Below are 23,703 nucleotides of genomic sequence, written 5' to 3'. Positions count from 1 at the left end.
GGTCGCGGCGAGCCTGAGAGTGCGAGCGGCAGGACAGTCCCTAGACCAGGATCTCCGGGCCGGTGGCGGCGCGGATGTCGTCGACGGACACGCCAGGGGCCGCCTCGACGAGCCGCAGGCCCTCGTCCGTGATGTCCAGGACAGCGAGGTCGGTGATGATCCGCTGGACGACCTGCCTGCCGGTGTACGGCAGGGTGCACTCGTCCACGATCTTGTGCGAGCCGTCCTTGGCGACGTGTTCCATGAGGACGATCACGCGGCGGGCGCCGTGCACGAGGTCCATCGCGCCGCCCATGCCCTTGACCATCTTGCCGGGGACCATCCAGTTGGCCAGGTCACCGGTCGCGGAGACCTGCATGGCGCCGAGGATCGCCACGTCGACGTGCCCGCCGCGGATCATGCCGAAGGACAGCGCCGAGTCGAAGTACGCCGAGCCCGGCGTGATCGTCACGGTCTCCTTGCCGGCGTTGATCAGATCCGGGTCCTCCTCGCCCTCGTACGGGTACGGGCCGGTGCCGAGGATGCCGTTCTCGGAGTGGAGGACGACGTGGATGCCCTCGGGGAGGTAGTTCGGGATGAGGGTCGGCAGGCCGATGCCCAGGTTGACGTACTGGCCGTCGGCCAGCTCCCTGGCGGCACGGGCTGCCATCTCGTCACGGGTGAGTGCCATTGGTGATCAGCCCTTCTAGCCGTTGGTCCGCTGACGCGTGGTGAGCCGTTCGATGCGCTTCTCGCCAGCGCCGACGGCGACGACGCGCTGGACGAAGATGCCGGGCAGGTGGATGGCGTCCGGGTCGAGCTCGCCCGGCTCGACCAGTTCCTCGACCTCGGCGACGGTGATCCGGCCGGCCATCGCGCACAGCGGGTTGAAGTTGCGGGCGCTGGAGTGGAACACCAGGTTGCCGTGCGTGTCACCCTTGGCGGCGCGTACCAGGGCGAAGTCGGTGACGATGCCCTCTTCCAGCACGTACGGCTTGCCGCCGAACTCCTTGACCTCCTTGGCCGGGGAGGCCACGGCCACCGAGCCGTCGGCGTTGTACCGCCACGGCAGCCCACCGTCGGCGACCTGCGTGCCGACGCCGGCCGGGGTGTAGAAGCCGGGAATGCCGGAGCCGCCGGCCCGCAGCCGCTCGGCCAGTGTGCCCTGCGGGACCAGCTCGACCTCGAGCTCTCCGGACAGGTACTGCCGGGCGAACTCCTTGTTCTCACCGACGTACGAGCCGATCGTCCGCGCGATCCGCTTCTCGGCGAGCAGGATGCCGAGGCCCCAGTCGTCGACACCGCAGTTGTTGGAGACCGTCCGCAGGCCGGAGACCCCGGAGTCGAGCAGCGCCTGGATCAGGTTGCTCGGGATACCACACAGTCCGAACCCGCCGACGGCGAGCGACGCGCCGTCCGGGATGTCGGCCACGGCCTCAGCCGGGCTGGCGACAGTCTTGTTCATGGTGCGTACTCCTCGATGAGACTCCCAGCATCGAGGGCACACGTTACTAGGAGCACGGTGGCCGGCAAGGCCTGGCTGAGGGATCGTTCAGGAATCGGGAGCGCATAAGGTGAGAGGCATGACCGCTCGTACCCCGGCTGGCCTGCTGGCCGCGATCCTCGCCACGAACCCGGCCCAGCCGCTGCTCACCTTCTACGACGACGCCTCGGGTGAGCGCACGGAACTGTCGGCGGTCACCCTGGACAACTGGGTGTCGAAGACCGCGAACCTGCTGGTCGACGAGCTGGGCCTGGGCGGGGAGGACGCGGCGGCCATCGCGCTGCCCCCGCACTGGCAGACCGCCGCCGTGCTGCTCGGCTGCTGGAAGGCCGGGCTGGCCGTGCACCACGGCCGTCCGGGCGGCGGGCCGGGCGAGCTGGTCCGGGCCGAGGTCGCGTTCTGCGCGATGGACCGGCTGGACGAGATCAGCGCGCCGGAGACCTACGGGCTCTCGCTGGCCCCGATGGCGATGCCGCTGCGCGACGCCCCGGACTCCGTCTCCGACTACGTCCTCGAAGTCCGCAAGCACGGCGACTTCTACTCCGGGCCGCAGGCCGACCCGGCGCATCCGGCGCTGACCGGCCTGCCCGGCGGCGGTGCGCTGAGCCACGCTGAGCTGACGGAGAAGGCTTACGAGCACGCCGCCTCGCTCGGGCTGACCAGCGAGGACCGGGTCCTGATCGCCGAGCCGCGCCGCCCGCTCGACTGGCTGCTGGCCCCGCTGGCCGCCGGGGCGTCGGTGGTGCTGTGCCGTAACGCCGATCCGGCGAAGCTCGACGCGCGGGCCGAGTCGGAGAAGGTCACCAGGCGGCTGTGACGCTGCTGGTCAGGCGGTAACTGCCCGGGCGGGTCACCGTCGCGAGTGTCCAGCCGCCCTCAGCCCGGCTCAGGGTTGCGCCCTCAGCCGTGAGCCAGCGTGACCAGTACACCTTGATGAGGGTTTGACCTGGGGTTTTCATCGAGAAGGTGACCCCGCCGCCGTCGGAGGCTGTCAGCTCGGCGCCCTGGACGAAGGGCTGCGTGCCCTCGACGGCGTAGAGCCGCCAGTTCTCGTTGCGCCAGACCTCGCGCAGATAGGGCTGGCCGCCGTTGACCAGTGCGGCCTCGGAGATCGCCGGATAGTCGGGTGCCGCGCCGGGCGCGATGGCCACATAGGACACTGCCTGGTCCTTCAGCCATTGGTGGTACTGGGCCGAGGTCATCGGCCCCGCGTAGAACAGCCAGTTGCGCCGCCGGTCGAGCTGCCTGTTCCAGCCACGGGCGAGCGGCACGTGCGGGGCGACCCACACCGACTCCCAGTGCGTGGTCGTCGGCACGACCTCGACCCGGCCGATCGGCCCCCGGCTCCCCAACTCGGCGACGAGCGGGGCGTAGAACGACTGCGCCGCCTCACCGAACCCGTGCCGCGTGTCCACGAACTGGTACTGCCACCAACACGCCACAGCCAGCGGAACCGCCAGGTACCGCCACCGCAGCTCGGCCACAGCCGCGACGATCGGCGCCGCGAACAGCAGCGGGACGCGCCGAGCGTTGCCCCCGATCGGCGAGTCGGTCACGAACGACCCGGCGATCAGCACGACCGTGAGCAGCACCCCGATCTGCAACGCCCGGTACCGGCGCGGAACGAAGAGCAGCACGGACGCGGCGAGCAGCAGATCCCACCAGAACTCCTGCGAGGAGTACGGCTGGTGGCCGCCGTTGCCGAACATGACGGCCATCGGCAGGAAGGCGACGGCCGAGCTGATCCCGAGCGCGAGCCCGTCCTTCCTGGACTCCGCGACCAGGAACAGTGCGGCTCCGGCGAGCCCGACGAAGAGCCCGGCGACCGGGCTGCTCCACGTCGCCAGGGCTGCGAGGACGACGGCCAGCCAGCGGCGCGGCAGGACGCAGAAGGCGAGCAGCCCGAAGGCCGCGCCGACCGCGAACGTGATCCGGCCGCTGACCATGTTCCCCGCGAGGGCCGCGGCACCGAGCAGGCCACCGAGCAGCGGCCGCCGCACGTCGTACCGGATCAGCAGGTACGTGAACGCCGCCGACGCCACCACTGTGGACACGACGGCGACCGCTGTGACACCGAAGACCCCGCCGAGCAGCCCCGTCGTCAGGCTGTAGCCGAACTGGTTGTCCCCGCCGTACCAGGAGAAGTCGAGTGGCCGCAGCCCCCACCGCGCGGCGAAGTCAGCCCGCGCCACCTGCGCCGCGAGATCCCCGCCCGAGCCGGGCAGCAGGACCAGGCAGCCGGCGACCAGCAGGACAGCCACCCCCGTGACCGCGCCGACCGTGACCAGCACGCCCCGCCGGTCCATTACGGAACCCATGCCCCCGAGTGAACCACCTCAGCCCTCGCGGGACGCTTTGATCGCTTCCCGGCGCGACAGCCGGTGCTCCCGGCGGATCTCGGCCTCGCGCTGCCGCTGGGCGTCCACGGCGTCCTCGATGATCACCGGCCGGATCGGCTGCGGCTTGCCCTCGGCGTCCACGTGCACGAACACCAGGTACGCCGTGGCGACCGGCAGCGGCTCCGTCCCCGCCTCGTTCCACCGCTCGGCCAGCACCCGGACGCCGATCTCCATGCTGGTCCGGCCGACCCAGTTGACCTGGGCCTTCGCGTGCACCAGGTCACCGACCCTGACCGGGATGGACAGCACGATCTCGTCGATCGAGGCCGTCACGGCGTTCCCGCCGGCGTGCCGGGCAGCTGCCGCACCGGCCGCGTCGTCGATGAACTTCATGATGACGCCACCGTGGACGGTGCCGTAGAGGTTCACGTCGGCCTGGTTCATGATCCGGCTGAGCGTCACCCGGGAGTACGAAGTCGGTACACCTGTCATGAGTGCAGAGTCTTCCACCGGCCGGCCGGGAGGGACTGATGATTTGGCTCACCAGGCCCGGCCAGCGGCTAGGCCGTCCAGCCGGTGATGAGTTCCGCCGGGCCGAAATGAGCGTCCGGCGCACACGTGACGCCGGACCTGGCGACCGCGACGAGCGGTACGGGATCGGCGGTCAGCGCCGAGCGGGCCTTCGCGAGCGAGGCGAGGTCGTGCCCGTCGAAAGGCGAGTTCTCCAGCCACTTCACCGAGCCGAGGAAGAGGTACTCCCGCGCGATCGGCTCCCGGTCGGCCCCCACGATGTCGATCTCCACGTCGTTGCTCCGGGTCCAGTAACCGCCGACCACGGGAGCTGCGGGAATCCCGTGCGCGGGGAGGATACGGGCGAGCGCCTCCCGGACCAGCGGCTCCACTGCACGGCCGCGCCAGCTCGTCCACGACCGGCGGACCCGCTCCACCGTCACGTCCCCGCTCATCCGCTCGATCTCCGCCATGTGCGGGGCGATGAACGTGAGCCAGAAGCGAAGGTAGGGATCGGCGATCCGGTACCGGCGTTCCTTGGACGGCTTCGTGGCCAGCGGCAGCTCCGCAGCCACGATCCGCTTCGCCACCAGCACCTCGATGGCCCGGCTCAGCGAGGTGTGCGCGACCCCGCCCGCAGCTCTCGCGATGTTGGTGAAGGTACGCTCCCCGCTGCCGATGGCGCTCAGGACCTCGCGAGCCTGCGCCTGGGCCGGGACCTCGGCGGCGAGCGAGCGCTCGGCGGAGACCAGCAGCGCGGATACCGGGTTGGACAGCGCGGAGGTCAGGAATCCCCACACGTCCTGTCCCGGCGTCCACTCCGCGCAGATCAGCGGCAGCCCGCCGGTGATCAGCGCCGCGTCGAAGGCAGCAGCGGGCTCCAGCCCGAGCATCGAGCCGATCTCCGCCGGATTGAGCGGCCCGATCACCATTTCCCTGCCGCGCTGGTGGAACGGCCGGTCGTACGTGTTCAGCGCCTCCATCATGGACAGATCGGACCCGACGAGCAGCAGCAGCACCGGCTTGCGGCTGAGCTCGCGGTCCCAGGCCCGCTGGAGGTTGGACTCGAAGACCTTGGCGTCGTCCATCAGGTACGGCACCTCGTCGATCACGACGACGCTGACCTCGTCGTCGGGAAGGGCCTCCGCGAGCCGGCGGAACGCTGCGGCCCAGGTACCAGGTGGATCTTCCTGGAAGGCCGTCCTGCCCGGCAGCGTCGATTCGGCGACGGCGTCCGCGAGGTCTGCGAGCGGATCGCCGCCCTGGGCGGCGGTGAAGAACAACCGGGGCAAACCGGACTGGCGGAGATACTCCTCCACCAGGCTGGACTTCCCGATCCGCCGCCTGCCCCCGATCAGCAGGCATTCACCCGGCGCCCGGCCGCCGATCCCGTCCCGGATCCTGGCGACCAGATCGCCGAATATGCGCAGCTCACGCTGCCGTCCGATGAATTCGAACATGCCAGCCCCCTTACTTCCACCGAAGATGGTATCGCTGGTGGTACTACCACGAGTGAAACTATCTCTGGTGGAAGTGAGGGGCCGGGGTCACCACTGGCCGGGCTGGTAGCCGCCGGCCGGCTGGCGGACCAGGACGTTGGCCCGGTTGTACGCGTTGATCAGGGCGATCAGGGAGACGAGCGCGGCGAGCTGGTCCTCGTCGAAGTGCTTGGCCGCGTTGCCCCACACCTCGTCGGAGACACCGGGGCCGTCGGCGATCCGGGTGGCCTGCTCGGTCAGTTCGAGGGCCGCGCGCTCGGCGTCGGTGAAGACGGTGGCCTCGCGCCACGCGGCGATCAGGTTGATCCGGAGGGAGGTCTCCCCGGCGTGGGCCGCGTCCTTGGTGTGCATGTCGAGGCAGAAGCCGCAGCCGTTGATCTGGCTGGCCCGGATCTTCACGAGTTCCTGGATGGCGTGCGGCAGCGTCGAGTCACCGATCACCTTCCCGGCCGAGTTGATGTACTTGAGGAACTTCTGGCCGACCGGGTTGGCGTAGTAGCTGAAGCGGGGGTCCATTGTGGCTCCTTGGTGTGTGCTGTTCTGTGCTTTCACTGGTTCGACGCGTGCCGGGGCCGCGATGTGACAGCCCGGGATGTGTCCTGGGTCACGCGCCGGGCACGGCTCAGCGCTCGTCGATGACCTCGCCGGTCTGGGCGGTCGCCTCGCTGGTCAGGGCCAGGGTCTGCGCCACGAGCGGGAAGCCCTGCGACGCGCTGATCGCGGCCAGCATCTGCTCAGCCGACTCCCAGCGCCACGTGTCGCAGTACGTGCCGTCCTCAAGCCGGGTGAGGCGTGTTTCCGTCAGGCCGGGGTTGCCCCGGCGGATGCCATCGATCAGCGCGGCGCGCTGTGCCAGCAGTGCCTCCAGCTGGCTGTCCTCGACCCGGTAGTTGTGCACGCGGATGACGGGCATGGCAGGGGTCCTCTCGGTGTCTCGGGAACACCGGAAAGCCTCACAGTCAGGCGTTGCCGCTGGTAGTGCGTGGCGCACGAGCTGGTGGTGCGCTGTGCACGTCCGGCGGTGTGCAATCTGCACTGGCCGCGCCTGCGTCGAGGGGTATGCGGGCTTCGAGGACGAAGTCACCGTCGCGGGTACTGGTGTCCAGGTAGCCGCCGGCCTCGGCGACGCGGGAGCGGATGTTGCGGAGACCCTGTCCGGATTGCCTGGTCGACGGGCGGGCCGCGTCGTTGCTGATCCGCAGGTAGAGGGAGGCTTCGCGGCGGCGGCACTCGATCTGGACCCGGGTGGCCGCGCTGTGCCGGAGGATGTTCGTGACCGCTTCCCGCACGACGGGTACGAGGATGGCGCTGGGCCGGGCAGGCAGGTCGTCGGAGACGATGTGGACGGCGATGCCCTGCTGGGCGAGGGCTGTGCGTGCCGACAGGAGTTCGCGGTTCAGGGAGGCGACGGTGGAGTCGTCCACCATCGCGCGTGCCTCGAACGTCGCCCCGGCCGCGATCCGCAGTGACTCGTCGAGCTGGGCGGCCGCCTTGGCCGGGTCCCGGAGGACGAGTTCGGCGATGAGGTCGGCCTTGAGCGCGAGCACGGACAGGCTCAGGCCGAGCAGGTCGTGGATGTCGCGGGACAGCCGGGCACGCTCGGCGCGGACGGTCAGCTCGGCGAGTTCGGCGCGCGACCGGTTCATCTGCACGGTGAGCTGCCAGAACCTGGCCAGGCCGAACAGGACCAGCGTCGCCTGCATGGCCAGGATCACCCAGCCAGCTCTTTCGAGCTGCGCGGATTCTTCCGTGTACCCGGCGCGCAGCGCGACCAGAGCGACAGCCGCGACCACGGACCACACGCCCCGCTGCGCCAGCAGGTACGCGGCTGCCAGCAGGATGAGCCATGTGCACCAGGTCGCCCCGAGCCACGGCAGCGGGAGCAGTGCGACGGCTGTCTGGCCGAGGAGCATCGGCATCGCGAGCCGTGGCCAGTGGAGCTGGACCAGGAGCATGACGGCCATCGCGGTGCCGCCGAGGGAGATGGGGAGCCAGTAGCCCGGGTTCTCGATGGCCTGGCGGGAGATCCAGGTTGCCAGGCTGGCGACCAGTGCGAAGAGCGACAACTGCGGGGCGAGCCTGGCGACGGGTTCGCTGTCGCGGGGTTTCGGGGCGTCGGTGCCGTGCGTGGCGGCCGTGGACCGGACGGTCTCGATCATCTGCCGGACGGCCTGGCCCGCTTCGACGACGGCTGCCCGTGCGTGTTCCTGTTCCCTGGGGAGTTTCGCTCGCGCGTCACGGAGCAGGCCGGCCACCGCGTCGAGGTCGTCGCCCATCGCGGCACGGATGCGGGACGCGGCCCGCATGCGTTCCTGGTCGAGGGTCATCCGGGCGAGATCCTCCCGGGTCGCCTCCAGCCTGTCCACGAGCTGCGGCAGGCGCAGGAAGCTGTACATGACCAGGCCGATCGCTGCCGTGGTCACGGCGGAGACCCCGGGCTCGGAGCCGGCGGGCCAGCCGTGCGCCACTTCGGACAGACCGGCGGCGACGAGGAAGGCTGGCCAGCGCCAGCGGCCCGGTACGCACCACAGCACGGTCGCGGCCAGGAGGCAGTCGAGGTTCGGGGCCAACGGGTCGAACACGGCTGGCGTGTACGCGAGGAGTACCTGCGCGGCGAGCAGCCAGAGCCGGTACCCGTGCCGCTGGGCCAGGACGAGGACGGCGGCCTGGGCGGCGCAGACCAGCGGTACCACCCAGTGCTGGGCACCGGACACAGTCGACAGGACGAACAGGGCGAGGAAGGCGTAGCCGCTCAGCCGTGGTACCAGGTGCACGTGGCTGATTGCACACGCGCGAAGTGATCATGACAAGTAGGATCACGCTCTGGCCGGAGCTGAAGGAGCAAGATCACATGATCAGGGTACTGGTGGCCGAGGACATGCGGCTCCTGCGCGAGACCCTCGAGGCCTCGCTGGCCCTGGAGGACGACATGGAGATCGTCGCCTCGCTGGACCGGGGTGACACCGTCGCCGCCACGGCCCGCAGCGCCCGGGCCGACGTGGCCATCGTCGACATCGAACTCCCCGGCATGGACGGCCTCACCGCGACAGCCCAGCTCCGCCAGAGCCACCCGGACTGCCGGGTACTCATCCTGACGGCACTGGCCAGCCCGGTGAACCTGCGGCGCGCCACCGAGGCCGGCGCGACCGGCTTCCTCCTCAAGGACACGCCGAGGCAGGAGCTGATCGCGGCGGTGCGGACCGTGGCGGCCGGTGGCCGGGTACTCGACTCGACCCTGGCCTTCGCCGCCCTCCAGAGCCCGGCGAACCCGCTGACCGACCGGGAGAGCGAGGTGCTGCGCCGGTACGCGGCGGGCGCGGACCCCAAGGAGATCGCCAGCCAGGTCAGCCTGTCCTACGGGACCGTCAGGAACTACCTCGCGGCCGCGGTGACGAAGCTCGGGGCCCGCAGCCGGGTCGACGCGGTCCGGATCGCCACCGAGTCGGGCTGGCTGTGACCTCGGCTAGCTGACGGCCTGCCTGATCAACTCGGCGATCCGGGCCTCGCTGGCCGCGTTCATCTCCGTGATCGCCCACACGGTCGGGAACATGGTGCCGTCGTCGAGGTTCGCGATGTCGTTGAAGCCGAGCGTCGCGTACCGGGTGCCGAACTTCTTCGCCGGCTGGAAGAAGCAGAGGACCTTGCCGCCCGAGGTGTAGGCCGGCATGCCGTACCAGGTCTTCGCGCCGAGCTCCGGAGCCACGGCCTGGACGATCGCGTGCAGTTTCTCTGCGATCATCCGGTCGGAGTCCTCCATCTCGGCGACCTTCGCCAGGAGGTCGGCCTCGCCGTCCGCTTTGCCGCCGCGCGGGCGTTTCTGGGCCTTGAGCTCCTTGGCGCGTTCTTTCATCGCCGCGCGTTCCTCGGCGTCGAAACCGTCGTACTTCTGCTCGGCCATCAGCCTGGCTCCTCTCCCGGCAGGGTCAGTTCTCATGCTAGGCAGCCGGCGGCTACCAGGTGCCCGCCTGCTGACGGGTCGACACGTTGAGCCGGTTGAAGGCGTTGGTGACGGCGATGCCGAGCAGCAGCCCGGCCAGTTCCTCCTGGTCGAAGTGCTTCGCGGCCATGTCCCACACCGAGTCGGGTACCGCGTCGTGCTGGTCGGCGAGCCGCGTGACCGCCTCGGCCAGCGCGAGCGCCGCGCGCTCCTCCTCGCTGAACCACGGCGTCTCGCGCCAGGCGGCGACCGTGTCGAGCTGCTGGTCGGTGGCGCCGTGCTTGCGGGCCTGCGACGCACCGCCGGCCACGCACGGCCCGCAGCCGTTGATCTGGCTGACCCGCAGGTGGGTCAGCGCCAGCAGTTTGCCGCCGACCCCGGAGCCCGCGAGGGCCTTGTTGACGGCCATCAGGCCTTCCATCGCGCCGGGGACCAGGCTGGCGGGGTTCGGCATGCGCTTGGTGGGCATCTTCTCGCTCCTCTTCTTCGCTTCTCGCTCGCTGGAACCACGACACCACCGGCGGGACACCTGCCGCACCGCGCGCGGGACACCGTGGGACAGCCCCGGGCCGCCTGGCTGGGCGAACACGGCAACGTTCCGTGCTGTGACGGTGGGACGGGTACCGTGTCCCGGGTGTCGACCGCACCGGAACGCCTCGTCGGACAGCTCACCCGGATCAGGGAACTGAGCGGGCTCAGCCTGCGCGCGCTGGCCCGGCAGACCGGCCTGAGCAGTTCCTCGCTGTCGCGGTACATGACGGGGCAGCTGGTGCCGCCGTGGGAGGCCGTGGTCGCGCTGTGCCGGGCCGTGAGCCGGGACCCCCGGCCGCTCCGGCCACTGTGGACGGAGGCGATGCAGGCGGGAGCCGCGCCGGCCCCACGCCGCAACGACCTGCCCGCCGACATCGCCGACTTCACCGGCCGCGAGGCGGAGGCTGCCCGCGTCGCCGAGCTCCTCAGGTCGGCCGGGGCCGTGGTCGTCGACGGGATGGGCGGGGTCGGCAAGACGAGCCTCGCCGTGCACGTCGCGCACCGGCTCGCACCGTCCTATCCCGACGGTGGCCTCTACCTTGACCTCCTCGGGTTCACCCCCGGGCAGGAGCCGCTGGAGCCTTCGGTGGCGCTGGGCCGGCTGCTGGGGGCGCTGGGGGTCGAGCATCCTCCGGCCAGTACGGCCGAGCGGGCGGCGTTGTGGCGGTCGGAGCTGTCCCGCAAGCAGGCACTCGTGGTGCTGGACAACGCCGCGGAGGCCGAACAGGTCCGCCAGTTGCTGCCGGGGGCTGGGAAGTCCGCCGTGCTGGTCACCAGCCGGAACCGGTTCGTCGACCTCGACGGCGTCCCGCCGGTGTCCCTGGAGCCGCTGTCCCCCGCCGAGGCCGCCGAGCTGTTCGGCCGGGCGGCCGGTGTGAGCCTGGGAGACGAGGACGGCGCGTCACGCGTACTCGACCAGTGCGGCGGCCTCCCGCTCGCGCTGCGGATGGCCGGCGCGCGGCTGCGGCACCGTCCAGGCTGGACGATCGCGATCCTCGCCGAGCGGCTCGGCGGCGACACCAGCCGGTTCGACGCCGTGTTCGGCATGTCGCTCAGGCAGCTCGACTCCGAGCAGCGCCGGATGTTCCGCCTGCTGGGAGTGCTCCCGGGGGCAGACTTCGACGCGGCGGCCGCCGTCGCCCTCACCGGCATGCGGGAAGGGACTGTCCATTCGGTACTGGAAGAGCTCGTCGACGCTCACCTGGCCCAGGAGTCGCCGCCCGGCAGGTACCGGCTGCACGACCTGATCCGGCGCTACGCCGCCGACCTCGCGGCCGAGGAGGAACCGCAGACCGAGGCGGCCGTCCGCCGGGTACTGGACCACTACCTGACACTGGCCGTCGCCCACGACCGGACGCTCCCGTGGGGCAGGGCCGACCGGGTTCCGGGCGACCCGGCGCAGGCTGTGGCGTGGTTCGACACCGAGTACCCGAACCTGATCGCGTGCTTCGACGCCGCCGTCCGGCTCGGCGCTGACGAGGTCGTCGCGGGGCTGCCGCCGGCGATGCGCGCGTGGTTCTTCCGGCGGAGGGGCACCGACGACCAGGTACGCATGCTCGAAGCCGGGGCTGCGGCGGCCGGACGGCTCGGCCGGGACCAGGAACGGGCCGCGCTGCTCGCCGACCTCGGGTTCGCGCACGCCGCCGCCGGCCGGCTCACCGACGCGCTCCGGGCGTACGAGCTGGCCGCGCGGGCCGACCCGGCAGCCGACGCCGAACTCGCGGGCGGGCTGGCACTGCGTACCGGTTTCGCGCTCCGGGACCTCGGTGAGTTCACGCAGGCCCAGGCCCAGTTCCGCCGGGCGGAAGAACTCTTCGGGCAGACCGGGAACCGTGGTGGGCAGTCACAGGCGCTGGCCTTCGACGGCTGGGTGACACTCCACCTCGGGGAGCCACAGGAGGCCGCCACGATCGCCAGGCAGGCCGTCGCGCTGGCTGCGGGGCCGGCCAGGATCACCGGGCTGGTCACGCTGGGCGTGGCGCTGGCCGGGGAGGACGAGGCCGAGTCGCGGAAGCTGTTCGCCGAGGCACTGGAGCTGGCCGAGCTGGCGCACAACCAGGCGTGGTGCCACAACTACTTCGGCGTGGCGCTGCGCGTCATGGGCGCGCTCGACGAGGCACTCGTTCACCACCGGCGGGCACTGGAGCTGATCGAGCAGCTGGCCGAGGCGCAGCTGGAGATCAACTTCCTGCACACGTACGCGGAGACCTGCCGGGCCGCCGGGCTGACCTGCGAGGCGCTGGCCCTGCTCGACCGCACGATCGACCTGGCCAGGAAGCTCGGCCGGCCGAACGACGAACGGCTCGCGGCCGAGGCCCGCACGGCACTGCTCGCCGGATAAGCCGGAAGGCCGCCCAGGTCCATCGTGGACCCCAGGCGGCCTTTCCCGTTCCGGTGACGAAGCGCGAGGCTAGGCGACGGCCTGCTTCAGCAGCGCGGCGATCCGGGTCTCCACCTCGGCGTTCAGCTCGGGTACCGCGAAGGACGTCGCCCAGATCGCGCCGTCGTCCAGGTTGGCCACGTCGCTGAACTGGAAGGTGGCGTACCGCGTGTTGAACTTCTCGGCGGGCTGGAAGTGGCACACGATCTTGTCGTTCTTCGTGTACGCCGGCATGCCGTACCAGAGCCTCGGGGTCAGCTCGGGCGCGCTGGCCCTGATGATGGCGTGCAGGCCCTCGCCGAGTACCCGGTCGGACTCCTGGAACGTGGCGATCTTCGCCAGCACCTCCTGCTCCAGGTCGGCGGCCTTGGCCTCGCGGCGGGCGGCGGCCTTCAGTTCCTTGGCCCGCTCCTTCATCGCGCTGCGCTCTTCAGCGGTGAAACCGTCGTAGCTCTTGTCGTTCGCGCTCATCGGTATCTTCCTTCGGGTTGTCGTGCCGTGTCTCGCTGACAGGAGTCATCACACCACCGGCGCGCACACCCCCGCATCGGCCACGGGACACCGCGGGACACTTGGAACGTCTCCTACCTGCGGAAACGTCAGCGCTGTCTCGCCGGAGAGGCTGGGACACAGCACAGCTGGCCCTTCCCACAGCCAGCCCGTTCAGCCAAGTGGCCCAGTTTCGGGCCATGAGAGTGGAGCTTCCGGTGTACCACCTGGCGCCGGCAGGCTGGCCCTATGACCGTCACCATCAGCCAGGCACCCGCCAGCCCGTCCCCTCCGGCCACACGCCGGCCAGGGCTGATCCTCGCCGTCCTCCTCCTCGGCACGTTCCTCGTCACAGCCAACGCCACCCTGGTCACTGCCGCCCTCCCGGCCACAGCGCACGGCCTGGGTGCCGAGCTGCCGGCCATGCTGTGGGTGATCAACGGGTACCTGGTGGCGTTCACCGCGCTGCTGCCCGCCGCCGGCCGCCTCGGTGACCGGTACGGGCCGAGGACTCTGCTCCTTGCCGGGCTGGCCATCTTCGCGGTCGCCTCGGCAGCCTGCGCCCTGGCCCCCACCGGGCCGGCGCTGGTCGCGGCCCGCGTCCTACAGGGAGCCGGGGCGGCGCTGCTCACACCACAGGCGCTCACGATCCTCACGCACACGTACCCGCCGGAGCGGCGCGGCCGGGCGTTCGGCGTGTGGGGCGTGGTCGCGGGGCTGGCTGTCGCGGCCGGCCCGCTGCTCGGGGGTGCAGCCGTGCAGTACCTCGGCTGGCGGTGGGTCTACGGGCTCGTGCTGGCCGTCGCCGGACTGGCTTTCGTGTTGTCGGCCGCCGTCCTTCCGAGGGCTCGGGCGGAAGCCGGGGTGCGGCCGCGGTTTGACGTGCTGGGGACCGTGCTGCTCGCCGTCGCGCTGGTCCTCACCGTCAACGGGCTGCTCACCGACGCGCGGCTGATCGTCCCCGGTGTGGTGGCCCTGATCGTCTTCGCCGAGGTACAGCGCCGCCGACAGGCCGGGACACCGCTGATCCCGTTCAGCGTCCTGCGCGCGAAGCACTTCGTCCTGATGGCGGTGGTCGGGGGCGCGCTGTCGTGCGCGGTGGCCGGCATGGTCCTGCTGACCGTTGTGTACCTGCAGTCGGTGGCCGGGCTCGACGCGCTGGGCGCGGGGCTGGTGGTCGCGGTCGGGCCGGCCGTCTCGGTACCGTTCGCGCCGCTGTCCGGCTGGCTCACCGACCGGTACGGCGGCCGCTCCGCCCTGCTCAGCGGCCTGCTGCTGATGACAGGCGGGCTGGCGTACCTTCCCGTGGCTGTCCACGCGGGAGCAGGCTGGCCAGGGCTGCTGCCCGGCCTGGTGGTCTTCGGGATCGGGATGGGCGTCGTGTTCGCGCCGCCCAGCATCCTCGCCATGTCCGCTGTCCCGGCCGCGCAGGCCGGTGCCGCCTCGGGCACCCTGACCACCCTGCGGACCCTCGGCAACACGATCGGCAGCGTCGGCGTCGGCGCGCTGTTGCAGGCCAGGTTCGCGGCCACCCTCACCGCAGCGGACCTGAACACGGCCAGCCACCTGCACCTGGCCGTGACCGGGAGCGCGCGAGCCGGGATCGGGGCGGCTGTCGCCACGTCGTACCTGCTGCCGGTCGCCGTACTCACGGCGCTGACGATCGCCAGCGCCGTGCTCGTACGGCCGAGAAGTGCTGTCTAGCCCTTGAGGACCTGGCGGGCCATGACGATCCGCTGGACCTGGTTGGTGCCCTCGCATGCAGTAAGTTCACCCTATTCTGCACATTTGTCATATTTACGGGGATTTGCATGCGAATGTCTAGGGGCCTGATCGCTGGCGCCATGCTGCTGGCCTTGACGGCCGCACCGCCGGGTTCACGGGCCGAGCCGCCAGCCGAGATGTTCAACCCTGGCCGGGCGGTGTCCGCCAGCAATCCGTTCGTGCTCCGGTCGATGACCGCCAGCGTCGGTTCGGCCCAGGTCTCGCAGCTCTGCCGGGCCGAAGCGCAGCCGGTGACCCTGAACCTCTTCCCGGACGTCAGAGTCCGGGCGGAGCCGCTCCACGTGGAGCGCAGCCCGGACGGCACGGCGGTCCGGTGGGGTGGCCGGATGGCCTCGGCCCCGGACACCACTGTGCTGTTGTCGGCGACGGCGGCCTGCGGAACGGCGTCTGGGCCACCGAACCTGAGCGGCACAGTGCAGCTGCCCGGCCGCCTGTACGCGATCACGCCAGCCGGGCCGGGCAAGGTCACGGTCTCGGAGTACTCGCCGGGCCTGTCCGAACTGGACGAACGCCGGGTGGCAGACGTCGAAACACCGGCACCGCCCGGAAGGACCATGACACCGAAGCAGGACCGGAGCATCCCCGGCCCCTGGCCGCGCGAGTCCGCGGACTGCGTGCGCACGGACTACCCCGTCATCGACCTGCTGGTGCTCTGGTCGCCGAAGGTCACCCAGGTGCTCGGCGGCCCCGCAGCCGCCAGGGCCCGGGTCGACGACGCGATCGCGATGATGAACTCCGACCTGACCAGCAGCCAGATCAACGCCCGGGTCCGGCTCGTGCACGCCGAGGAGGCCACCGGCTACACCGGACCGGAGGACGATGGCGCACTCGATCCGCTGCGCACCCCCGGCGACGGTGTGCTGGACCAGGCGCAGACGCTCCGCGACACCTACGGCGCCGACCTGGTCAGCATCTTCACCACGGACGGCACCGGGATCGGCACCACCCCGGTCCCGCCGTCAGCAGCCACATCCAACCGGGCCTACAGCCAGGCCAACTACTCCTACCTGCCCGGCCACACCTTCTCGCACGAACTCGGGCACAACCTCGGCGCCCATCACGACTGGGTGACCGACCCCGACGGCAAGCCCGGCTACGAGCACAACCACGGCTACTCGCCGCCCAGCCGGGCCTGGCGGACCATCATGTCCTACGGCCAGATCTGCCAGGACTGCGAACGCGTCGGCTACTTCTCCAACCCCCGGATCAGCTTCCGTGGCGAACCGGCGGGCGTGGCCGGCGGCGACCCGAAGGGCGACCTGAACCAGCGGCCCGCCGACAACTCCCGCATGATCAGCGAAACCTCGGCCGATCCGGTGTCGAAGTACCGGGCTGCCGTCATCCCGGCGGCGCTGTGCGAGCTGAACGTCACGGCCAGCCCGGAGGCCGGCGGCAGCGCGGCGGCGCAACGAGGCGGACCGTACTCCCCGGGCACGACCGTCGCCGTCACGGCGACACCGAAGGACGGCTACGTGTTCTCCGGCTGGACCCTCAACGGCCAGCCGTACCCCGGCGGCCGGAAGATCACCGTACCGGTGGCCGCCGACACCACTCTGGTCGCGAACTTCGTCCCTGGTACCACGCCGAAGGTGAAGCTCACCTTCCGCGCCGAGCCGAGCTCCGGCGGCTACGGCGAAGTGCCCGGCGGACCGAAGGACGGCGTCTATACCGTCGGCACGACCGTCACCACCGACGCGTACCGCTACAGCGGCCAGCCGCTGCGATTCGCTGGCTGGTCGATCGACGGAGTCTTCGTCAGCACGAACCGCAAAGAGCGGTTCACCCTGGACAACGACACCGTACTCACCGCGCACTTCGCCGCAGCCACCGTGAACGTCACCACCCAGGTCAGCCCGGACGGCAGCGGCACCGTCAACCTGAGCGCCCCCGGGCCGTACCCGCCGAACAGCTCAGTGACAGCCACGGCCACCCCGGCCGCCGGGCAGGTATTCCGCCGCTGGCTGCTCGACGGCCAGCCAGCCGGTACACCCGGCATCCCCACGCTGGCGATCCGCACCGACGCCGACCACACGATCACGGCGGAATTCGGCCCACGGGCAGACCCTTCTCCCTCACCCTCACCGGTACCGACTCCGCCGCCTGGCCCCGGCCCGTCGCCCTCCGTCCAGCCAGGACCGGGTCCGATGCCGCCAGCGCCGTCACCGTCTGCGCCAGCAAGCCCGCCGGCGCCCGAGGTACCACCCATGCGGATCGCTGGTGCGACAGCCGCCGATGGCTCGATTGCCTCGACCGGCACTCCGGTGCTGCTGTTTGGCGGGGCGGCGATGCTGGCCGTCCTCCTCGGGCTGGTCCTGGTGGCCTGGGCCGGCCGCCGCCGAGACGCCTAACTGGCAAAACTTGCCACGTCTGGCCCTTGAGGACGTGACGGGTCATGACGATCCGCTGGACCTGGTTCGTGCCCTGGTAGATCGGGTGCCGTGCTGTTTCGTTCGGGAACGCAAAGGGAGGGCGCCGAGGTTGTCGGTGCCCTCCCCATGCCCGTTTGTGTGAGGCTAAGAGGTCCTAACTTCATGGCGGTGGTGCTATGGCGAGGTCCAGGAGACGGCCGAGCGCCGCCAGTCATGGAGTTAGGACCTCTAGGCGCGGTGGCGTCCCGTAGTCCTCCGGTGGGCTCCGACGGGGCCAGAATTCCGAGCGCAGAACAGCAGGAGCACGCCCAGGAGCAACGTTCCCGCCCCGACCTGAGCGAGCGGAGCCGACGAGGAACCCGTCACAGGCAGCATCACGGACGCGACCGGCGGACTGGCGGGAGCAGCGGGAGCGACCACACCGACAGGAACAGCAGGCCCGGCAGGACCAGTAAGCCCGGCAGGACCAGCAGGGCCGGCAGGACCCGCGGCGCCAGGAACTCCGGCGACGCCGGGAACACCAGCGGGACCAGCCGCGCCAGGAACTCCGGCGGGTCCAGCCGCACCGGGGGCACCAGCGGGGCCGACGACGCCGGGAGCGCCAGCAGCGCCAGGAGCACCAGGAGCACCAGCAGCGCCAGGGGCACCGGGGGCGCCTGCCGTGCCAGGAGCGCCAGAAGTGCCAGGAGCACCGGCGGGGCCCGCAGGACCAACCGCACCCACAGAACCAGCGGGGCCAGCAGGGCCAACGGAGCCGGCGGGACCAGCGGGGCCGACCCCACCAGCCGGGCCGACAGGACCAACCGCGCCAGCAGGACCAGCCGGGCCGGCGGGGCCTACGGGGCCAGCGGGGCCTACGGGGCCGGGCGGGCCCGGGGATGGGCTAGGAGTAGGGCTGGGAGCAGGCGACGGAGTCACCTTGGTTGTGGTGGCGCACGCGGCTCCGCCGGGACAGTTGGTCCCCGGGGCGGTGACGGTGTTCGTCAGTGCCGTCCCGTCGGTGGCGGTCCGGCTCACGCTCACGGTGTAGCCGATCACCACCCGCTGGCCGGGTTTGAGCTCGCCGGTCCAGGTGAGTTTCGGCTGGGTGTAGGCGGGCGCGGCGGCTGCACCGGCACTCGTGTTTCCGGTCCACAGCTCAGCTTTGGCGTCGTTGTTGTAGCTGGCACCGCCGAGCAGCCCGGTCATGTCGTCCGTCACGGTCACCGAGCCCGGAGCTTCGCCGGCGTTGCTCGCGGTGACCGTGTAGGCGATCGCCTGCCCCGGCTTGACGCCGGACGGCGGGGCGTCGCTGGACTTGGTCACCTGGACGGAAGAGACGCCGAACAGCTCCTTGCCCCAGCGCTGCCGGGGATCGTCCCCGCAGTCCCGGATCCGGACCGTGTACCCGCCGATGTTCGCGCCCTCGCCGTACATGGTCATACAGCCGGCCTTGCCATCGAGCTGGTCGCGAACCCCCTTGTTGATCACCTGGCCCGTGGCGGGATCGTAGGTCCACTTCTGCGAGTCGCCTGCGGCACCGCAGTCCCGGCTGCGCACGGTGTAGCCCGCAGGGTCGGTACCTGAGCCGTATGACGTCAGGCAGCCGGCCGCCCCACCCAGATCGGCCTGCACCCCCTTGTTGAGGATGTACCCGGTCGCCGGGTCGTAGGTCCACAGCATCCGCTGGTTCGCCTCATCGCAGTCCTGGCTGCGGGCCGTGTAGCCGTCGGGAGAGGTACCGGAGCCGGTCATCACCAGGCAGCCAGCCTTGCCGCCCAGCTGGGACCGCACACCCTCGTTGATGAAGAATTTGGGCTTGCCCGGCGCCATGACCTCTGGCCGGCCTGCCGGGGCAGCCAGCCTCGCCCCGGTGCTGGCGGGCTGGTCGGCGGAGAAGGCGAAGGTGCTGGACCACGGCTTGCCGCCAGCAGGGCAGCCCCGGATGGCCAGCGTGGACTGGCCCGGCCGGACCACCTGGCTCAGGTCGGCGACCGGCTGGTTCTGGCTCAGCACGGCCAGCGCCTGCTGGTCTCCTTCACCGGCAGCGAGAGTGACCTCCTGAGGGCCGTAGACCCCGGCGAAGGCTGTCCTGGGCCGGAGCGGACGATCCAGGCCATCCAGGGTGACCGAGGCGCAGTCTGCGCCCGCCGAACCGGAAGCGACGATCACTTCACGCTCCCGCCGGTAGCTCCGGCAGCTCGTACACCGCCAGCAGCGCCCAGGAGAGCCGCCGGCCGTCGGGCTGCGGCGGGCCGGCCAGCTGGTACGACCCGGCGCCGCCTCGGCGGGCCTGTTCCGTCACGTCGCGGACCGGCTCCGCCGCACCTTCCAGCGGGGCCTGGGTGCCGTCTGGGCTGGTCAGCTGGAACGTGTCCTGCTGTCCGGCACTGGCCAGTTCCAGGTATGCCCGTACGACCATCGCGCCCTCTGGCAGCCGGAGTTCCACCGTGCCGCTCGCGTCGCCGGGCTCACCGGTCACACCGACGGTTCCGCCGGCGAGGGCGAAGTCGCCATGCACGACCCCGCGGTACCAGGTTCGATACTGCTGCGCTCCCGCCAGTTTCGGCATCCAGAGCAAGACCAGGCCAAGGGCCAGCAGCAGCCCAGCGGCGTGTCAGTGGCCGGAGTCCGGCGGTGGTCATCACGGTAGGCGCCCTCATCCCCGTACGGAGCAAAATTCGCATGAAATGGACTCAGTGATCCGTTACCTCACGCTAATTCCGATCACAGGCTATTGGGTTCATTGACGCCTTACTCCATTTTTCTGGAAAGCCACCAGGCAGAGCCGCAGGGCCCATAGCCCTCTAAGTACCCAAATTTATATTTACCCCGCAAAGACCACTTATATTTGCTAATTCTATTGAAATTAAATTTTCAGGCAGAAAAGACCCACAGAACACGAAAGCGCCCGGATCAGCACTGCGACGAGCACGTCGCCGTTTGCTGATCCGGGCGCTTCACTGCACACCCGGCGAACTAGCCCTTCAGGACCTGGCGGGCCATGACGATCCGCTGGACCTGGTTGGTGCCTTCGTAGATCTGGGTGATCTTCGCGTCGCGCATCATGCGCTCCAGCGGGAAGTCCACGGTGTACCCGTAGCCACCGAGCAGCTGGACCGCGTCGGTGGTGACCTCCATCGCGGTGTCCGAGGCGAAGCACTTGGCCGCGGCACCGAAAAAGGTGAGGTCGGCGTCGCCGCGCTCCGACTTGGCCGCTGCCACGTAGGTGATCTGCCGGGCGGCCTCCAGCTTCATCGCCATGTCGGCGAGCATGAACTGGATGCCCTGGAACTCGGCGATCGCCTTGCCGAACTGCTTGCGCTCCTTGACGTACGCGGTCGCGTGGTCGAGCGCGCCCTGCGCGATACCGACGGCCTGGGCCGCGATGGTGACCCGGGTGTGGTCGAGCGTCTTCATCGCGGTCGCGAAGCCCGTGCCCTCGGCACCGATCATGCGGTCGGCCGGGATGCGGACATTGTCGAAGTACACCTCGCGGGTCGGGGAACCCTTGATGCCGAGCTTCTTCTCCGGAGCGCCGAAGCTCACGCCCTCGTCGCCCTTCTCCACCACGAAGGCGGAGATGCCCTTGGAACGGGCCTCGGGGTCGGTGACGGCGAAGACGGTGTAGTACTCGGAGACGCCGGCGTTGGTGATCCAGCGCTTCGCGCCGTTGAGCACCCAGTGGTCGCCGTCACGGACCGCGCGGGTCTTCATGGACACGGCGTCGCTGCCAGCCTCGGGCTCCGACAGGCAGTACGAGAACATGGCCTCGCCGGAAGCGACCGGGGCCAGGTACTTGGCCTGGAGCTCCTTCGAGCCGGCCAGCAGCAGCGGCAGGCTGCCGAGCTTGTTGACGGCCGGGATCAGCGAGCTGGACGCGCAGACCCTGGCCACCTCCTCGATCACGATCGCGGTGGCCAGCGCGTCGGCACCGGCCCCGCCGTACTCGGCCGGCACGTGCGGAGCGTGGAAGTCGCTGGCCCGCAGCGCGTCGTAGGAGGCCTGGGGGAACTCGCTGTTGGCGTCGGCAGCCGCGGCGTGCGGCGCGACCTTGTCCGCGCACACTTCCCGGACTGCTTCCCGGATGGCCAGGTGCTCTTCCGGGAGCTGGTACACGTCGAACACGCCTACTCCTCGCGTCTGGTCTCGTACCTGTCAGTGTCGCCGACCATTCGACCACGAGCGCGGCGCGCAGGTGAACGGTCGTTCAGATCGGGGCTATCGTATGTGACGATACTGGCGGGTAACCATCGCGGCTAGGGCCTCGGGCATTCTCACCCACTATCCTCATCCCTTGGTGCCCGAAGCCGGTAGCGGCCGGGGGCGGAATGGAGAAGCAGGCGTGACCGTGCCGTACCTGAGCAGCCCGAGTGTCCCGGCGCCCTCGGGAGCCGTCCGGCCACGGCTGACCTTCATCGGAACCGGATACCTGGGCATCACCTACGCGGCCTGCTACGCCGATCTCGGGTACGAGGTGCTCGGGGTCGACATCGACGCCGCGAAGATCGCCAAGCTGAACAACGGTGACGTGCCGATCCACGAGCCGGGCCTCGACGAGCTGCTCCGGCGGAACCTGGCGGCCGGGCGGCTGTCCTTCACCACCGACTACCAGCGGGCCGCCGAGTTCGGTGACGTGCACTTCATCTGCGTGGGTACGCCGCAGCGGGAGGGCAGCACCGGCGCCGACCTGTCCTACGTCGAGAACGCCGTGCTGAGCCTCGTGCCCCATCTGCACCGTAAGGCGCTGATCGTCGGCAAGTCGACGGTCCCGGTCGGTACCGCGCAGTGGGTCGAGGACCTGGTCGCCAAGCACGCGCCGGCCGACTCCGGCGTCGAGGTGGCGTGGAGCCCCGAGTTCCTCCAGGAAGGGTTCGCCGTCGAGGACGTCCTCCGGCCGAACCGGATCGTCGTGGGCGTGAAGACGGCCTGGGCCGACGCCCTGCTCTACGCCGCGCACAAGGGCGTCTTCGACCTGGCGGCGACCGAGGACCGTGAGGTGCCGGTCGTCACGACCGACTTCGCGACGGCCGAGCTGGCCAAGGTCGCCGCCAACGCTTTCCTCGCGACCAAGATCTCTTTCATCAACGCGATGGCCGAGGTGTGTGAGGCGGCGGGTGCCGACGTGACGCACCTCGCGCGGGCCATCGGGCACGACCCGCGGATCGGCAACCGGTTCCTCCAGTCGGGCATCGGGTTCGGCGGCGGGTGCCTGCCGAAGGACATCCGGGCCTTCCAGACCCGGGCACAGGAGCTGGGGGCCGGCGAGGCCCTGCGGTTCCTGCACGAGGTCGACCTGATCAACCTGCGGCGGCGTACCCGGGTGGTGCACCTGGCCGCCGAGCTGCTCGACCGGCCGGCCGGCCCCGGTGGCCCCGGACTGACCGGGCTGAAGATCGCCGTGCTCGGTGCCACGTTCAAGCCGAACACCGACGACATCCGCGACGCGCCGGCCCTGGCCGTGGCCGGGATGCTCGCCAAGACCGGCGCGAAGGTCACCATCTACGACCCGCAGGGCATGGACAACGCGCGGCACGCGCTGCCCGGCGCGGAGTACGCCGCGAGCCTCGACGAGGCCGTCACCGGTGCCGACCTGGTGTGCGTGCTGACCGAGTGGGCCGAGTTCCGCAACGCCGACCCGGCGGCACTGGCCGAGCTGGTGGCCGGCCAGCGGGTCATCGACGGGAAGAACTGCCTCGACGCGGCGCAGTGGCGCGCGGCCGGGTGGGAGTACCGGGGCATGGGCCGCCCCTAAGAGGTCCTAACTCAATGACTGGCGGCGCTCTGGCGGCCCCAGAAGACGACCGGACCGCGCAGAATTCCAGGACGGATACAACACCGGTATCCGCCCTGGAATTCTGCTTGCCGGCCGCCTCCTGGACCTCGCCACAGCACCACCGCCATTAAGTTAGGACCTCTAAAGAGCCTCGAAGTAGGCGCGGAGCCGCTCGGCGTACGGCAGCCGGTCGGCGGCCGGCACGAACTCCGGGTGCGGCTTCGTGCCGTAGAGCAGGTCTCCGTCGTACCTGGGGAACACGTGCACGTGGTAGTGCCACACGTCCTGGTACCCGGCGGGCTCGTTGTGCTGCCGCGTGGAAACGCCGTCGCAGCCGTACGTCTCCCGGATCGCGACAGCGACCTCGCGCACGAGGTCGTGGACGGCGTGCCCGGCCTCGGGTGGCAGGTCGTACAGGTTCTCGTGGTGCCCGGCCGAGACGACCAGGACGTGGCCGTGGTTCTTCGGCCACCAGCGGGGCGAGACGAACGCCAGGGCTCCGCTGGTCCGGCGGACGACGTCGCGCTGGTCGGCGATGTGGTCCCCGCCGCCGGCGACTAGGCGGCAGAACGGGCAGGCGTAGCCGGGGGGCTCGTGGCTGATCGGAGTCATGGCCGAGCTTTACA

21 protein-coding genes are annotated in these 23,703 nt (G+C 70.5%); 6 read left to right on the top strand and 15 right to left on the bottom strand.

Features of this window, described 5'->3' with window-relative positions:
* Positions 1-40 precede the first annotated feature (40 nt).
* Both A3G1_RS0103205 and A3G1_RS0103200 read right to left on the bottom strand, forming a co-directional pair.
* Positions 41-670 (bottom strand): CoA transferase subunit B, encoded by a 630-nt coding sequence (locus tag A3G1_RS0103205; protein WP_018348022.1) that lies wholly within the window; start codon positions 668-670, stop codon positions 41-43.
* A 15-nt stretch (positions 671-685) separates the two neighbouring features.
* Positions 686-1,444: a CoA transferase subunit A gene (locus A3G1_RS0103200; protein ID WP_018348021.1), complete on the bottom strand. Its 759-nt coding sequence runs from the start codon at positions 1,442-1,444 to the stop codon at positions 686-688.
* 118 nt (positions 1,445-1,562) lie between these two features.
* On the opposite strand from A3G1_RS0103200, the gene A3G1_RS0103195 reads away from it, so the two are divergent.
* Positions 1,563-2,300: a TIGR03089 family protein gene (locus A3G1_RS0103195; RefSeq protein WP_018348020.1), complete on the top strand. Its 738-nt coding sequence runs from the start codon at positions 1,563-1,565 to the stop codon at positions 2,298-2,300.
* On the opposite strand, the gene A3G1_RS0103190 is transcribed toward A3G1_RS0103195, so the two are convergent.
* From A3G1_RS0103190 to A3G1_RS38045, 6 genes are all read right to left on the bottom strand, one after another.
* Entirely contained in the window at positions 2,284-3,801 is a 1,518-nt protein-coding gene (locus tag A3G1_RS0103190) for a hypothetical protein (protein ID WP_157640872.1), read from the bottom strand. The two genes, A3G1_RS0103195 and A3G1_RS0103190, sit on opposite strands and share 17 nt — an antisense overlap.
* Before the next feature lie 18 nt (positions 3,802-3,819).
* The gene (locus tag A3G1_RS0103185; protein ID WP_018348018.1) at positions 3,820-4,314 is read right to left on the bottom strand and encodes an acyl-CoA thioesterase; all 495 of its coding nucleotides are present in this window, start codon (positions 4,312-4,314) and stop codon (positions 3,820-3,822) included.
* Positions 4,315-4,382: 68 nt separating this feature from the next.
* Positions 4,383-5,792, bottom strand: coding sequence for an ATP-binding protein (locus A3G1_RS0103180; RefSeq protein ID WP_018348017.1), 1,410 nt, complete (start codon positions 5,790-5,792; stop codon positions 4,383-4,385).
* Positions 5,793-5,879: 87 nt separating this feature from the next.
* The gene (locus A3G1_RS0103175) at positions 5,880-6,347 is read right to left on the bottom strand and encodes a carboxymuconolactone decarboxylase family protein (RefSeq protein WP_018348016.1); all 468 of its coding nucleotides are present in this window, start codon (positions 6,345-6,347) and stop codon (positions 5,880-5,882) included.
* 106 nt (positions 6,348-6,453) lie between these two features.
* Positions 6,454-6,744 carry a hypothetical protein gene (locus A3G1_RS0103170; protein WP_018348015.1) on the bottom strand — a complete coding sequence of 97 codons (291 nt, stop codon included), beginning with the start codon at positions 6,742-6,744 and terminating at the stop codon, positions 6,454-6,456.
* 46 nt (positions 6,745-6,790) lie between these two features.
* On the bottom strand, positions 6,791-8,605 hold the full coding sequence (locus A3G1_RS38045; RefSeq protein ID WP_018348014.1) for a sensor histidine kinase: 1,815 nt from the start codon (positions 8,603-8,605) through the stop codon (positions 6,791-6,793).
* Between the two features lie 77 nt (positions 8,606-8,682).
* Between A3G1_RS38045 and A3G1_RS0103160 the strand changes: the two genes are divergently transcribed.
* Positions 8,683-9,288, top strand: a complete 606-nt coding sequence (locus A3G1_RS0103160; RefSeq protein WP_018348013.1) for a response regulator transcription factor — start codon at positions 8,683-8,685, stop codon at positions 9,286-9,288.
* Between the two features lie 6 nt (positions 9,289-9,294).
* Here A3G1_RS0103160 and A3G1_RS0103155 read toward each other — a convergent pair whose 3' ends face one another.
* Both A3G1_RS0103155 and A3G1_RS0103150 read right to left on the bottom strand, forming a co-directional pair.
* The gene (locus A3G1_RS0103155; protein ID WP_245563426.1) at positions 9,295-9,765 is read right to left on the bottom strand and encodes an iron chaperone; all 471 of its coding nucleotides are present in this window, start codon (positions 9,763-9,765) and stop codon (positions 9,295-9,297) included.
* 16 nt (positions 9,766-9,781) lie between these two features.
* On the bottom strand, positions 9,782-10,237 hold the full coding sequence (locus A3G1_RS0103150; RefSeq protein ID WP_018348011.1) for a carboxymuconolactone decarboxylase family protein: 456 nt from the start codon (positions 10,235-10,237) through the stop codon (positions 9,782-9,784).
* Positions 10,238-10,402: 165 nt separating this feature from the next.
* Between A3G1_RS0103150 and A3G1_RS0103145 the strand changes: the two genes are divergently transcribed.
* The gene (locus A3G1_RS0103145; protein WP_245563425.1) at positions 10,403-12,640 is read left to right on the top strand and encodes an ATP-binding protein; all 2,238 of its coding nucleotides are present in this window, start codon (positions 10,403-10,405) and stop codon (positions 12,638-12,640) included.
* A 69-nt stretch (positions 12,641-12,709) separates the two neighbouring features.
* Here the strand turns inward: A3G1_RS0103145 and A3G1_RS0103140 are convergent, their stop codons facing one another.
* The gene (locus tag A3G1_RS0103140) at positions 12,710-13,150 is read right to left on the bottom strand and encodes an iron chaperone (RefSeq protein WP_018348009.1); all 441 of its coding nucleotides are present in this window, start codon (positions 13,148-13,150) and stop codon (positions 12,710-12,712) included.
* A 267-nt stretch (positions 13,151-13,417) separates the two neighbouring features.
* Here A3G1_RS0103140 and A3G1_RS32895 point away from each other — a divergent pair, with 267 nt between their 5' ends.
* Both A3G1_RS32895 and A3G1_RS38040 read left to right on the top strand, forming a co-directional pair.
* Positions 13,418-14,872: an MFS transporter gene (locus A3G1_RS32895; RefSeq protein ID WP_018348008.1), complete on the top strand. Its 1,455-nt coding sequence runs from the start codon at positions 13,418-13,420 to the stop codon at positions 14,870-14,872.
* A 107-nt stretch (positions 14,873-14,979) separates the two neighbouring features.
* A complete protein-coding gene (locus A3G1_RS38040) occupies positions 14,980-17,301 on the top strand; it encodes an InlB B-repeat-containing protein (RefSeq protein ID WP_083936708.1) in 2,322 nt (773 codons plus the stop codon).
* A 249-nt stretch (positions 17,302-17,550) separates the two neighbouring features.
* Here A3G1_RS38040 and A3G1_RS39395 read toward each other — a convergent pair whose 3' ends face one another.
* The 3 genes from A3G1_RS39395 to A3G1_RS0103115 form a co-directional block, all read right to left on the bottom strand.
* On the bottom strand, positions 17,551-19,473 hold the full coding sequence (locus tag A3G1_RS39395; protein WP_083936707.1) for a DUF7927 domain-containing protein: 1,923 nt from the start codon (positions 19,471-19,473) through the stop codon (positions 17,551-17,553).
* A 1-nt stretch (position 19,474) separates the two neighbouring features.
* Entirely contained in the window at positions 19,475-19,873 is a 399-nt protein-coding gene (locus A3G1_RS0103120) for a hypothetical protein (RefSeq protein ID WP_157640871.1), read from the bottom strand.
* 407 nt (positions 19,874-20,280) lie between these two features.
* Positions 20,281-21,429 carry an acyl-CoA dehydrogenase family protein gene (locus A3G1_RS0103115; RefSeq protein ID WP_018348002.1) on the bottom strand — a complete coding sequence of 383 codons (1,149 nt, stop codon included), beginning with the start codon at positions 21,427-21,429 and terminating at the stop codon, positions 20,281-20,283.
* A gap of 280 nt (positions 21,430-21,709) precedes the next feature.
* On the opposite strand from A3G1_RS0103115, the gene A3G1_RS0103110 reads away from it, so the two are divergent.
* A complete protein-coding gene (locus tag A3G1_RS0103110) occupies positions 21,710-23,056 on the top strand; it encodes a UDP-glucose dehydrogenase family protein (protein ID WP_425411374.1) in 1,347 nt (448 codons plus the stop codon).
* A 162-nt stretch (positions 23,057-23,218) separates the two neighbouring features.
* On the opposite strand, the gene A3G1_RS0103105 is transcribed toward A3G1_RS0103110, so the two are convergent.
* Positions 23,219-23,689: an HIT family protein gene (locus A3G1_RS0103105; protein ID WP_018348000.1), complete on the bottom strand. Its 471-nt coding sequence runs from the start codon at positions 23,687-23,689 to the stop codon at positions 23,219-23,221.
* Between the last annotated feature and the right edge of the window lie 14 nt (positions 23,690-23,703).

Source organism: Longispora albida DSM 44784 (assembly GCF_000379825.1).
GTDB lineage: Bacteria > Actinomycetota > Actinomycetes > Mycobacteriales > Micromonosporaceae > Longispora > Longispora albida.
The sequence above is the reverse complement of the archived record's forward strand: the minus strand, read 5'-3'. Positions and strand labels throughout refer to the sequence as shown.